8 protein-coding genes, 1 tRNA gene and 3 pseudogenes are annotated in these 12,492 nt (G+C 69.6%); 6 read left to right on the top strand and 6 right to left on the bottom strand.

What is annotated here, in order from left to right:
• Positions 1-15: 15 nt before the first annotated feature.
• Positions 16-89, top strand: a tRNA-Met gene (locus ACZ4WH_RS41020).
• Positions 90-236: 147 nt separating this feature from the next.
• Here the strand turns inward: ACZ4WH_RS41020 and ACZ4WH_RS41015 are convergent.
• From ACZ4WH_RS41015 to ACZ4WH_RS41000, 4 genes and pseudogenes are all read right to left on the bottom strand, one after another.
• A complete protein-coding gene (locus ACZ4WH_RS41015; protein ID WP_468190619.1) occupies positions 237-455 on the bottom strand; it encodes a hypothetical protein in 219 nt (72 codons plus the stop codon).
• Positions 456-520: 65 nt separating this feature from the next.
• A pseudogene (locus ACZ4WH_RS41010) lies at positions 521-753 on the bottom strand (ABC transporter substrate-binding protein); the annotation flags it as partial.
• 146 nt (positions 754-899) lie between these two features.
• A complete protein-coding gene (locus tag ACZ4WH_RS41005; protein WP_468190617.1) occupies positions 900-2,504 on the bottom strand; it encodes an ABC transporter substrate-binding protein in 1,605 nt (534 codons plus the stop codon).
• Positions 2,505-2,937: 433 nt separating this feature from the next.
• Positions 2,938-3,128 (bottom strand): annotated as a pseudogene (locus ACZ4WH_RS41000) (HAD family phosphatase); the annotation flags it as partial.
• Here ACZ4WH_RS41000 and ACZ4WH_RS40995 point away from each other — a divergent pair.
• Positions 3,128-3,306: pseudogene (locus tag ACZ4WH_RS40995) on the top strand (IS5/IS1182 family transposase); the annotation flags it as partial. The pseudogenes ACZ4WH_RS41000 and ACZ4WH_RS40995 sit on opposite strands and share 1 nt — an antisense overlap.
• Before the next feature lie 867 nt (positions 3,307-4,173).
• Here the strand turns inward: ACZ4WH_RS40995 and ACZ4WH_RS40990 are convergent.
• Complete coding sequence (locus ACZ4WH_RS40990; RefSeq protein ID WP_468190615.1) at positions 4,174-4,998, bottom strand: hypothetical protein; 825 nt, start codon at positions 4,996-4,998, stop codon at positions 4,174-4,176.
• Positions 4,999-5,085: 87 nt separating this feature from the next.
• The gene (locus ACZ4WH_RS40985; protein WP_468190613.1) at positions 5,086-5,718 is read right to left on the bottom strand and encodes an RNA polymerase sigma factor; all 633 of its coding nucleotides are present in this window, start codon (positions 5,716-5,718) and stop codon (positions 5,086-5,088) included.
• Between the two features lie 448 nt (positions 5,719-6,166).
• On the opposite strand from ACZ4WH_RS40985, the gene ACZ4WH_RS40980 reads away from it, so the two are divergent.
• From ACZ4WH_RS40980 to ACZ4WH_RS40965, 4 genes are all read left to right on the top strand, one after another.
• The gene (locus ACZ4WH_RS40980; RefSeq protein ID WP_468190611.1) at positions 6,167-6,646 is read left to right on the top strand and encodes a DUF1877 family protein; all 480 of its coding nucleotides are present in this window, start codon (positions 6,167-6,169) and stop codon (positions 6,644-6,646) included.
• Between the two features lie 140 nt (positions 6,647-6,786).
• Entirely contained in the window at positions 6,787-7,716 is a 930-nt protein-coding gene (locus ACZ4WH_RS40975) for a hypothetical protein (RefSeq protein ID WP_468190609.1), read from the top strand.
• Between the two features lie 68 nt (positions 7,717-7,784).
• A complete protein-coding gene (locus ACZ4WH_RS40970) occupies positions 7,785-9,932 on the top strand; it encodes a bifunctional polysaccharide deacetylase/glycosyltransferase family 2 protein (RefSeq protein WP_468190607.1) in 2,148 nt (715 codons plus the stop codon).
• A 20-nt stretch (positions 9,933-9,952) separates the two neighbouring features.
• The gene (locus ACZ4WH_RS40965; protein WP_468190605.1) at positions 9,953-12,175 is read left to right on the top strand and encodes a transglycosylase domain-containing protein; all 2,223 of its coding nucleotides are present in this window, start codon (positions 9,953-9,955) and stop codon (positions 12,173-12,175) included.
• Positions 12,176-12,492: the final 317 nt, after the last annotated feature.

The following is a 12,492-nucleotide window of genomic DNA, read 5'->3' as shown; positions in this document are numbered from 1 at the left end:
GAGTGGCACCACCGACGCGGGGTGGAGCAGCTCGGTAGCTCGCTGGGCTCATAACCCAGAGGTCGCAGGTTCAAATCCTGTCCCCGCTACGAAAGAGGGGGCCCGGCGTCAGCCGGGCCCCCTCTCACATTCCCCCACCTCAAGAGCTGCGCGCCAGCCTCGCCGACGGTGCCGACGCGCCCCCCTCACCGGATCTGAAGGCCATCCCGTCCGCCCGCACTCGGCGAGCGCCGCCATCAGCCGGCCCTTGGTGACAGTGCGCAGGTCGACGTCGCCGAGGCAGAGGTCTTCGAGGACATGGCCCACGCGCCGGTCGCCGCGCGAGCAGAGACCTCCAGGTGCATGCGGCTCGCGGTGAACTGCTCCACCCGGTGGTACCGCTCGAAGTCCTCGTCACCGTTGAGGTGCCGCAGCCGGGCCTCGATCCGGGCGCCGTACTCTGACCGTACCCGCACCCCGACTCCTCCGCAGGGGGTGCGTGATGGAGACGGACGTCGAAGCTGTCCAGCGCATGGTTCAGGAGGGTGAGCTTGACCTTGTCGGTGACGTTGTCGGCGCGCGGCGCGGCGGCGGTCTTGTCCTGGGAGGGGCGGGCGCCGTAGGCGTCGAAGAACGCGGTGTTGTGGCCATCGATGCCCGCGCCGGGATGATCGAGCACAGCGTGTTGAAGACCAGGTGCTGGACCTCGGCGCTGGTGCCCTCGATGATGTCGACGCCCCTGCTATCGGCTCCCTGATCGAGGTCGGCGATGTCGGACGCGGCGCAGGACCGGCCACTGGTCGCGCATGTTCACGTGCTCTGTGCCTTGTCGTCGGTTCGTCAGCCCGGGGCCGTCGTCCCTCGTCCCGGGCCCCGGGGCCGTGCCGCGTTCGGCCCCGGGTGCCGAGAGCCGAGAGCCGTCAGCCGCTCACACCGCGGCCCAGCTCCCACAGCTGAAGCACCGAGGAGGAGTTGAGGGCGTAGGCCACGCCCGTGATGTCGTCCCGTGCGGCGACGTACTGCTTGCCCTGCCACAGCGGCAGGACCGGGACGTCCTCGGCGACCATGTCCTGGATCTGATTCAGGCTCTTGGAGGCGGCGAGACGGTCGGCCTCGCGGCGGGACTGCGGGATCAGCGTCCGCTGGATGGTGGTGTTGCTGTACGGGGAGCCGAGGATGTTGTCCTTGTCGAGGAACGGCGCCAGGAAGTTGTCCGGGTCCGCGAAGTCCGGGAACCAGCCCATGCCGTAGACGTCGTACTGGCCCTTCAGCTCGTCGGGCAGGAAGGTCTTCCAGGGGTGGCCCTGGATGGAGGCGTCGAACAGGCCGCTGTCGTTGAGCTGCTTCTGGAGCACCTCGAACTCCTGCTTGGTGGCCGAGCCGTAGTGGTCGGTGGTGTAGTGCAGGGTCAGCTTCACCGGGGTGGTGATGCCGGCCTTGGTGAGCAGTGACTTGGCCTTGTCGACGCTGGGGTTGCTGTACTTGTTGAAGAAGGCGTTGGAGTGGCCCGTGATGGTGGCCGGGACCAGCGAGTACAGCGGCTCGGCCTGGGTGCCGTAGACCTTGGAGACCAGTTCGTCACGGTCGATGAGCTGGGCCATGGCCTGGCGCACGGCCTTGGACTTGACGGTGGGCGCGTCGGTGTCGAAGCCCAGGTAGCGGATCTCCAGGCCGGGCATGTCGACCAGGTCGACGTTCTTGTCGCTACCGGCGTCCAGCTTCTGGATCTGCGCGGGCGACATGTTGCGGATCATCACGTCGATGTCGCCCTTGTCGATCGCGGAACCCATGGCGTCGGCGTCGGGGAAGGCGCGGATCTCGACCTTGTCGTTGTTCACCTCCAGGCTGCCCTTGTACCCGGGGTTTCTGGCGTAGGTGACCTTCGTGATCGTGTTGTCCTTGACGTCGGCCTTGAGGGTGTACGGACCGGAGCCGTCGACCTCGAAGCCGTCGCGCAGCTTGTCCTTGGCGTAGTTCTTGGGGTCGAGGATGCCGGCGACCGGAGTGGACAGCTTGTACGGGAAGGTGGCGTCGGCCGTCTTGAGATGGAAGACGACCTGGCGGTCGCCCTGCGTCTCGATGGTGTCGATGGTGTTCAGCAGCGTGGAGACACCCGTGTCGGCCTTGATACGCAGGACCCGCTCGATGGAGTACTTGACGTCCGAGGCCGTGACCGCGTCACCGTTGGCGAACTTCAGCCCCTTGCGCAGCGTGCAGACGTAACGCTCGCTGCCGCTGTCGGTGAAGGAGCAGTTCTCGGCGGCCTCCGGCACCGGGCTTCCCTCGCCCTTGGGCACGATCATGAGGGTCTGCACCGTCGGACGCAGGAGGTTCCAGGTGCTGGTGTCGTAGGTGTAGGCGGGATCCAGCGGCGCCGGGGCTTCCTTGGTGGCCGTGAACTGGTCCGTGGTACCGACGACGATGGCGTCATCGCTCTTGCTCCCGCTGACGGATCCGCCGCACGCGGCGAGAACCGGGGTGAGCAGGCCGGCCACCGCCGGCAGCACCAAAGTCTTGCGGTTCATGCGGGAGTTTCTCCAGAGCTGCTCGGGTCCGTGTATCCGGCATGCAGGGGTGACGCGGCGGATCACGGGGGTTCTCGGCGATGTTCTCGCGAGGAGATTAGTCCGCGCCCGCAACCGCGTTCACAGCCGCTTGAGTTGACCCCCCATCACGCAGCGGAACGAGCCGCGGACGCACCGAAAACTCGACAGCGGCAGGATTGGTGCAGCTTCCCATCAATCGGGACACAAGGTCGCATGGAAGCCGCCTGGTTGGGGCCGGTCGGCATGCTCGGCCCATGTTGTCGAGTCCCGATAACGTGGGGAACGTCACACACTCAACTGGGCGACCATTCAGCAGAATTCAGCCGCACCGCTCCCGGCGAATTCCCCCCGGGTGGGCTGCCCCGGAAATGTGTTCAGTGCCAACAATGGCCTTGACGCGCTGGGTGAACGACTAGTGCATTTCCGTCAGCAGGCCCCGCAGAAATGCCAGGCCGCGGCCTGTTCCAGAGAGGAGACGACGGTGCGTCCCGCGGCCGGGCCGATGGGGGCCACGGAGGGTACGGCGACCACCCGGCAGCCCGCTGCCTCGGCGGCGGCGACCCCGGTGGCGGTGTCCTCGACCACCGCGCATCTGGCCGGATCGGTTCACCGAGCGGTCGCGGGCTCGTGGGTGGGGCAAGCTGCCTCGTCTGGTCCTCGACGAACTCGGCAGCCAGGGTCGGCTGGGCTGGTCGCGGTGCGCCATCGACTCCGTGAGCGTGCGGGCGGTCAAAAGAGGGCCCTGGACGGACCGAATCCGACCGACCGTGGCATGCACGGACCAACGACCGCCTCACCACGTAGGACACGGCGTTGGCCGCCATAAGCGCCATGCCCCGTCGGCCGGCCCGGAAAGGCGCCCCCGACCCGCTCGCCGAGAAGACGGTGCCGGCCAGTGGCTGACTGGCCGGCACCCTTGCGTCAGAAGTCGGTGAGGTCCACGATCACGGCACAGTGCGGATCGTCGGAAGGCTGATGCAGATTCTCGTTCCCGAGGAACGCGGGGAAACCAGAGCGCCGAACACATGCGTGGTGATGAAGGAGCGAGCAAGATCGAGCAGACGGGCCGCTGCCGCCTGCTCCACGCCTGGTTCAGGAGAGTTCACAGCTTGGCCCATGCCGGACAGTGGTGCCAGCCCAGCTCCCGAATGCCCGTGGCGGGTGACGATGTGCCTGCCCTCCGGGTCGTCCGTCTTGCACTTCACCCGCTGGCAGTCCCCGACATCAGCGAACGGCGAACACCGTGACGGCAGTGAGTGTCATGTTCCTTTTTATGCTGCGATCACTTCACCGACCCCCGATAATCAACAGGCATCTGTCAGACAGAACGCCAGGCTGAGTGCCGGTTAGTCGCAGCACGGTAGTCGCGTTGACGGCCTTTCACCGGTAGAGACCGCTACGGAGGTCTGTGCACCGTCGACACGCAAACCCGTTCACCGAACCATGCCGCAAGTCCCAGGTCGTGCAGGCTACGGATGTACGGATGACGGTATTGCTTCCGGACCTGGTGGTGCTCCTTCGGGGGGAAAGGCGTGGGTCGGCAGACAGGCCGAGTCTGGTCGGGCATCCGGTCCATCAGCCAGGTGGACAGTTGCTCACCCCCTACGGGCACGCTTCGGGCACGGCCCTGAGACGGTCCGTAGGGGAGCTACTCGTGTTTCCCGCCGCTTGCACCGCCGCTCGCCTGGCCGTTCCCCGCGTTGCCTGTGCCACCGGAGTCGTTGCCGGACCTGGCGTTGTCGGAGGCCCCGGCATGTCCCGCTGTGCTGTTGCTGTTGCTGTTGCCACTGTCCGCGCCGCCGTTGCCGGACTCGTCCGCACCGGTGGACCTGCTCGGCTCCGCCGTGGCCCGCGCCAGTTGTTCGGCGCAGTACGCGGTGACGCGGTCTTTCCCGCCGGCGGCTGCGACGAGCTGTCGCCAGGCAGTCGCGTCGAGTACCTTGCCACGGTCCTTGACCTGTTCGTAGGCGCGGCAGTGGGTCGCGGTGTCCTGGGCGGGGGCTGGGCGGCCCGTCGCGCCGGGGTCGGCGGAGGGCGCTGACGCGTCCCTTCCGCCGGGCCGGTCCGGGGTCACCGCCGACGGGAGTGCGCTCGGCCGACCGGCATCGCCACCCTCCGTGTGGGAGCCGGCGGAACCGATGCCCGCAACGGCGACACCGCCCAGGGCGAGGCCGGCGAAGACTGTGCCGAACGTCAGTTTCACAGACCGACGGGCACGCCGTCCCGCGGCCGGGCGCCAGTCGTCCCGGCGCCGGGTACGCGCCCTGTGAACGCCCGTGGCGTGGGCGTTTCGGAAGGCGGCCAGGGCCCGCTGCTCGGCCTCGGGGTCGAGGCGCCCGTCGCGTATGACGGAGGCCAGCACCGTTTCCAGGGCGGCGGTGTCACGCGGGTCCCACGGTCCGGACCCGGCGTCGTCGCCAGGGTGCACACCTTTGCGGCCCCGAACTTCGTTGCCGCTCAGTCGTTCACCCATGTCCGATTCCGTTCTTGTCCGACGGTTGTGATCGGTCGGCGTACTGCGTCTGGTGCCTCTCCGCCCGTCCAATGTCGCCGTTGCCGTTCATTTCGACTCCCCCAGCGATCGGGAAGCCCTGTCCGTCACACCATCGCCCGCCTCGCCGCTGATACCCAGCTGCAGCGCCAGGCGCTTCAGGCCGCGGTGGGCGGCGGTACGTACCGCTCCCGGGCGCTTGCCGAGGACGCGTGCGGCGGCGGGACCGTCCAGGCCGATGACGACGCGCAGGAGCACGGCCTCGGCCTGGTCCCGCGGCAGTCCGCGGACCAGTTCCAATGCCCGCCCGGTGGACAGGGACTCCAGGGCCTGGTCAGGGGTGTCGTGGTGGCTGGGCAGGTGCAGTACGTCCTGTTCGGTCCCGCCACCCCGGGGGCGCACGCGCTGGCGACGCAGATGGTCCAGTGCCCGGTGCCGGGCGATGGTTGCGGTCCAGCCGCGGAAGCCGGCGCCGTCCCCCCGGAAGCGCCCTAGGTCACGGGCTATCTCCAGCCAGGCGTCGGAGGCCACGTCCTCCGCGTCCTCGCCGACGAGCCCGCGCAGGTAGCCGAGCAGACCCGGTTGCACGATGCGGTAGGCGACCGCGAAAGCCGACTCGTCGCCGTCCTGGGCCCGCGCGACTGCCGCGCCCAATTCCCCGTCGCCCGCCTTTACGCGCCGGGGTTGCCGTACCTGGCCCAAGATCGTCCTCGTTCGTACCTGGTTCACAGAGAGCCCGTGCTGCCCGCCGCGCTACGGTCGCAGCGACGGCCCTCATGGTGACCAGCGTCCGTCCTCACAGAAGTGTCACACGTGCCACTGATCCCTCACCTCGGCGGCGGCGCCAGGACCGGTACGCGTGCCGGCCCAGTGACGATTCAGGCCGCCCGTGCGCTGGCTGATACGGGTCCCGGTTTCGCAGCGTACGAGGTGGCCGCCCGTCGGCGCCGTGACCCCCCGGATCGCTTTCCGTGCCGTCGCCCACTCCCCCCGTGACCGGCACGGAGAGGGACGGGGTGACCGGAATCCCGACCACTGCCCGGAATTCCGGTCACCCCTCAACCGGTCCGTGCGGCTGCGGACGCTCAGGCGCGAGGACCGGATCGGTCGCACCTGTGATGCTTCGGCAGCCTCGTGCGCTCCTTCTGGCATGAGTACGACTCTCCGCCTGCGAGCGGTGCCGCCCCCGGCACTGCGTAACAGCGCGATCTGGCTCGAGCGGCTGTTCGGGGATGAGGCGGATGCCTCCTGGCACCGGGAGGAGGTGCTGTACAAACGCTACCTGGACCAGGAACGCATCTACTCCGGCGCTCCCGCGCAGTGTGCCGGGGGCGGGCCCGAAAGCCAGGTGGTCCTCGGTGGCAGGCCGCTGTTCCGGCCCGATCGGCGCAAGCCGCCGTTCCTTGTGCTCACGGCGGCCCAGGCGCGCCGTGTGGCCGAGTTCCTGACGACGGCCGACTTCGATGTGCTGTGGGCGTTCGCCCGTGAGGAGCTGCTGCCCCGCTACGGCGGCCCGGCCGCGGAGCGCGAGACGTGGGACGCGTTCGCGGCGGCACACCAGGAGCTGCGGGCGTTCTACGCGCAGACGGCCGAGTCCGGGGATGCGGTGGTGAAGGCGCTGACGGTCTGAGGCACGCGAGGAGCGCGCGGAAATCCTCGGCCGCTTGCTCTGCCTGCCCGCCCTAATGGCTCAGGTGTAACACTTCCGGCCTCGTGCGCTCTTTCCATGGGGACGACCGCGTTGGTCGACCAGGACAGGGGACACGGCTCGTGCAGGGAACGGACGCAAGAGGCGAAGCGTACGGCGAGGATCCGTACGGCGGCGCCGGGTACGCGTATGCCTACGGCCATGAGCGCGGCGGCAGCGCCACGACCGGCATGGCCGCGCCGGCATGGGACCCGGTGCACCTCGCCCAGTGGACGCATCCGACAGCACACTCCCCGGAGACAGGGCCGGGCCACCACCTCGCCGCAGATCCCCACTTCGCCGCGGAACCCTTCATCGCCGCGGATTCCCTCGTCGCCACAGACCCCTTCATGGCTGCGCACCCTGTCGTCGCCGCAGACGCCCGCGTCGCCGCAGACGCCCGCGTCGCCACGGATCCCCACGGCCCCGGTATGTGTCTCCAGGCGGCCGGGCAGAGCCCCGCCACCTCCCCGTGGGACTCCCCTCACGGGGACGTGCTCAGCGTGCCGTTCCCGGAGCCGGGCACACCCGAGCCTCCCGGACCAGGACCGCAGACGCCGGCGAGCGGACCGGCGCCGGCCGTTTTCGTCGATTCCTCGGGGCGCCGCCAACGCCATGTGCTCCGCGCCGCCCGGCTGCTGGTGATCCCCGCGGGCGTCTATGTCGCCGTGCTGGTCAGCACGGTGCTGGGCGGTCCCGGCATCAGTTCCCCGTTCGTCCCGCAGCCGGACTCCACGCACCCGGCCACGCCCGGGGCGACGGCCTCCGACGCCGCGTCCGGCGCCGACCGCTCCGCAAGGAGCGCGAGCCCTTCCGCAGCGGACGAGACCTCCGGCCCCGTGGCGCGGAGGACCACCCGACCCAGCCCCACCGGCCTGCCGGCTGCCCCCGCCGCCCCGGTGGTCTCGTCCCCGGTCACCGCCGCGCCCACCGGAAAGCCCGCCGCAGCCCCGACCACCACGCCCGGCTCCAGGGGACGCGCCGCCGGCTCCTCCCACAAGCCCGTGAAGTGAACCAGGTTCCCGACGTGACCGAACGCCGACGCCGCAAGGCTCCTGCGCGCCGCCATGGCCGCCCCCGTGTGACCCCCGAACCCCGAACCCACTGGCTGCTGCTGAGCGTGCTCGCGGTGACCCTGTCGTCGGCCCTGCTGTTGCAGGGTTACACCCACCACATGTTCGGGATCACCCCGGACGAGGTGTCGGGCGCCCGGGGCCGGAACGAGGCGGTGCCCAGCCAGGTGACCCATGGCGATCCCGTGATCGCGAACGCCGCCGCGTCCCCGCACACCGCCGGCGTGGAAAACCGTACCCTCGCGCTCACCTTCGACGACGGCCCCGACCCCGTCTGGACGCCGCGGATCCTGGACGTGCTGCACCGCAACCATGTCCACGCGACCTTCTTCGTCGTCGGCACGCAGGTCGCGACCCATCCGGAGCTGGTCCGCCGGATCGTCGCCGAAGGCCACCAGATCGGCATCCACACCTTCACCCATCCCGACCTGGCCCGCCTCCCTGCGTGGCAGCGCTCCCTGGAACTGCGCGAGACGCAGTTGGCGGTGGCCGGCGCCGCGGGGGTCACCACCGCGCTGCTCAGGCCGCCGTACTCGTCCGGGAACGCCGCGCTGGACGACGCCGACTGGTCCGTCCTCCAGCAGGCCGGAGCCGCAGGCTATGTCACGGTGCTGTCCACTCGGGACAGCGAGGACTGGCGGCGCCCCGGTACGGACCGCATCATCGACCGGGCGACTCCGCGCGGCTCCGCCGGACAGATCGTGCTGATGCACGACGGCGGCGGCGACCGCTCGCAGACCGTCGCCGCGCTGAGCGCCCTGATCCCACGGCTCAAGGCACAGGGCTTCCGGTTCGCGACGGTCGGTAGCGCGGTCGGTATGACCGGGTCCGTCCGTCCGGCCGGGCTCGGCGACCGTCTGCAGGGGATGGCCTTTATCAAGGTGCTGAAGGCCGGCGACTGGGTCGTACAGCTGCTGGGTGTGCTGATGTACGCGGCCGGGACGGTCAGCGTGCTGCGCGCGGCCGTCGTGCTGATCGCGGCCCGTCGGCACCGGAGACTGCGTAAGAGGAGGCGGGGCCGGCCCTGGGGGCCGCCCGTGACCGAACCGGTCAGTGTCATCGTCCCCGCCTACAACGAGAGCGCCGGGATCGAGGCGGCCGTACGCTCGCTGCTCGCCTCGGACCATCCCGTGGAGATCATCGTGGTGGACGACGGTTCGACCGACGGCACCGCCGACCTGGTGGAGTCGCTCCACCTGCCCGTACGAGTGATCCGGCAGCCGAACTCGGGCAAGCCCGCGGCACTCAACACCGGACTGGCGGCGGCCACCTTCGACCTGGTGGTCATGGTCGACGGTGACACGGTCTTCGAACCCGACACGGTCCGCACGATCGTGCAGCCCTTCTCCGACCCCCGCGTGGGTGCCGTCTCGGGCAACGCCAAGGTCGTCAACCGCGGTGGCCTGTTGGGCCGTTGGCAGCACATCGAGTACGTGGTCGGGTTCAACCTCGACCGCCGCCTGTTCGACCTCGCCGAATGCATGCCGACCGTGCCCGGGGCGGTCGGCGCATTCCGCCGCCGGGCGCTGCTGGCCCTCGGTGGCGTCAGCGACGTCACCCTCGCCGAGGACACCGACCTCACCATGGCACTGTGCCGCGCCGGCTGGCGCGTGGTGTACGAGGAGGGCGCGGTGGCCTGGACCGAGGCCCCCGCGTCGCTGAACGCCCTGTGGCGGCAGCGCTACCGCTGGTGCTACGGCACCCTTCAGGCGATGTGGAAGCACCGCGGCGCGCTGCTGCAGCGCGGTGCAGCCGGGAAACTGGGCCGCAGGGGGCTGGTCTACCTCCTCCTCTTCCAGGTGCTGCTGCCTCTGCTCGCACCCGTTGTGGATATCTTCGCGCTGTACGGGCTGCTTTTCCTGGACCCGCTCCGCATCACCGGGCTGTGGCTGGCCTTCCTGCTGCTGCAACTCCTGATGGGCCTGTACGCGTTCCGCCTGGACGGAGAACATCCGGGCCCGCTGTGGAGCCTGCCTTTCCAGCAGTTCGTCTACCGGCAGCTGATGTATCTGGTGGTGATCCAGTCCGTCTTCACCGCCGTCCTGGGTGTCCGTCTGCGATGGCAGCGCATGGAGCGGTACGGCAGCCTGCGTGCGCCCGCGAGTTCCGCACCCCTCCAGCAGCCGGCACCGCACGAAACCACGCAGTGGCAGTGAGAGGACAGGGATCCGAAAGCATGAGTGGACACCGGCGCCGACCGCCGCAGCGTTCCGGACGAAGAAGGCGGGCGACCCGGCAGAAACGCTGGATCGACTACCCGCGCCGAGGCCGGACCGGTCCCCGCCGCTGGCTGCCGTCCGTACGCCAGCTGCTGGCACTCGTCCTGCTCTTCTTCGGCGGCACGGCAGCGGCCGTCGGCTATGCCTACGCCACAATCACCATCCCCGACCCGAACCCCACGACTCTGCTGCAGAACAACGTCTACTACTGGTCGGACGGCACAGTCCTGGCGACCGACGGCAGCGTCAACCGCCAGAACGTCAGCCTGGCGCAGGTACCCGCACAGGTGCAGGAAGACTTCATCGCCGCGGAGAACGCCTCCTTCTACACCGACCCGGGCGTCGACCCGCAGGGCATCCTCCGCGCCGTCGTCCACATGGCCCGGGGCGACTCCGTCCAGTCCGGCTCGACGATCACCCAGCAGTTCGTCAAGAACACCTATCTGGACCAGTCCCAGACCATCTCCCGCAAGTTCAAGGAGCTGCTGATCTCGTCCAAGATCGGCGCCTCCATGAGCAAGCAGGAGATCCTCCAGGGCTATCTGAACACCTGCTACTTCGGCCGCCAGGCCAACGGCATCCAGGCCGCCGCCCGCGTGTACTACGACCTGCCGGTGGAGAAGCTCGATGCCAGCCAGGGAGCCTTCCTCGCCGCCGCGGTCAACGAGCCGAGCCTCTTCCAGTACGCGGACTCCGACCCCGAGGCCAGAAACCGGGCGGAAGCACGCTGGTCCTGGGTGCTGGACCGGATGGTGAAGACCGGCAGGCTGACACCGCAGCAGCGCGCCCGGTACGCGGCCGAGGGTTTCCCGACACCCAGGAAGTGGACCCCCGGCTCGGGCCTCACCGGCCAGACCGGCTACCTGGTCCAACTGGCCAGGTCGTACGCCCAGTCACACGACCGCACCATCACCGAGAGCAGCCTGAGCCGGGGCGGATACCAGATCCACACGACCTTCGACAGGAAGAGGACGACGGAACTGGCCCGGGCCGTCGAGGCGGTACGGAAGCGCCGGCTCGACCCCGGCCATCGACCGGCCGACCGGAACGTCCAGGTCGGAGCAGCCTCGGTGGACCCCACGACCGGCAGGATCGTTGCCGTCTACGGCGGCTCCGGCTTCGACCGGGGCCACTACTCGGACAATGCCGACACCTCCGGCGTCCCGGTCGGCTCCACCTTCAAACCCGTCGTCCTCGCCGCCGCACTCCAGCACGGAGCCGTACTGCGACCGGGCAGATCCGCGTCGCCGATCACCCCGGCCAGCAGGTTCAACGGCGACGACGGCATCAGGATCAAGGACCAGCAGGGCGACTACGTCACCGACGACAAGGACCCCACTGGCCTCCTCCACCAGCACAACGACACCACGCGGCGCTGGGGATACATCTCCCTGCGCAAGGCGATGGAACAGTCGGTCAACACGCCGTACGTGCAACTGGGAGAGGACGTCGGGTACCGGAACGTGGCGAGGACGGCACAAGCCCTGGGTCTGCGCCCCGGCAGCCTGGCCGCCCCCAGCGCCGGCTTCTACATCGGCACCTCGACACCGAGCGCCATCCGCATGGCAGGCGTCTACGCCACCTTCGCCGCCTCCGGTCTGCAGGCCGGTCCGTACTCGGTGACCAAGGTGATCCACAACGGCTCGACGCTGCCCGGCTTCACCGCCCCCGCCACCGTACGGGCCCTGCCGGCGGCGGTCGCCGACAACGTGACCGACGTACTGCGCGGCGTCACAGCGCGGGGCACCGGAACCAAGGCCCAGGCCCTCGGCAGACCCGCCGCGGGCAAGACGGGAACCACCGACGACTACCGCTCGGCCTGGTTCATCGGCTACACCCCGCAACTCTCCACCTCCGTCGTCCTCTTCCGAGAGGACCCGAAACATCCGCAGTTGCAGTCCATGGCAGGCGTCGGCGGCCTACAGAAGGTGTTCGGCGGCGACATCCCCACCGAAATCTGGACCCAGTACATGCGCGACGCCCTCGCCTCCCTGCCCGTCACCCCCTTCCCGGCACCGGCCCCCCTCGGCCACGGCACCGACCAGCCCGGCGCTCCGACCCCCTCTCCCTCGGCAACGCCCGCCGAACGGCCCGGCAAACCGGCCAAGAGGCCAACCCCCACTCCAACCGTCGGCACTCCCAGGAAACCGACCAAGTGCCATGGCCACAACTGCCGTTGACCGCGCACGCCGCCCGTCCGGGCACACTGTCGGCTCGGCTCCTCCCGGGTCCGCGACCCGTACGGTTTCAAGCGCTGCAACGTGGTCGCGAGTCCGTGCCCGCCGAGGCGGACCCGCGATCTTCCTGGCGCCAGTTCGGGGTGAAGTCCGGTCACCGCGTCGTACCCCTGGTCTGTGGAGCACTCCGTGCCGCGAGGCCGGCAAGACCATGGCTCTCGCCTCGTACGGCGACGCCGGCCACTACCTCGCCCCGCTGTTCGACGTCGTCGGCACCCAGGTCCACGGACGGCTCACCCGCACGGCTGCTGCCTGGGTGG

Source organism: Streptomyces sp. NPDC029138 (assembly GCF_055564375.1).
This window is presented reverse-complemented; position numbering and strand designations above follow the sequence as displayed.

Excerpts from the sequence above, each read along its gene's own strand:
- ACZ4WH_RS41005 (WP_468190617.1), bottom strand. The coding sequence starts at position 2,504 with ATGAACCGCAAGACTTTGGTGCTGCCGGCGGTGGCCGGCCTGCTCACC.
- ACZ4WH_RS40965 (WP_468190605.1), top strand. The coding sequence starts at position 9,953 with ATGAGTGGACACCGGCGCCGACCGCCGCAGCGTTCCGGACGAAGAAGG.
- ACZ4WH_RS40990 (WP_468190615.1), bottom strand. The coding sequence starts at position 4,998 with ATGGGTGAACGACTGAGCGGCAACGAAGTTCGGGGCCGCAAAGGTGTG.
- ACZ4WH_RS40980 (WP_468190611.1), top strand. The coding sequence starts at position 6,167 with ATGAGTACGACTCTCCGCCTGCGAGCGGTGCCGCCCCCGGCACTGCGT.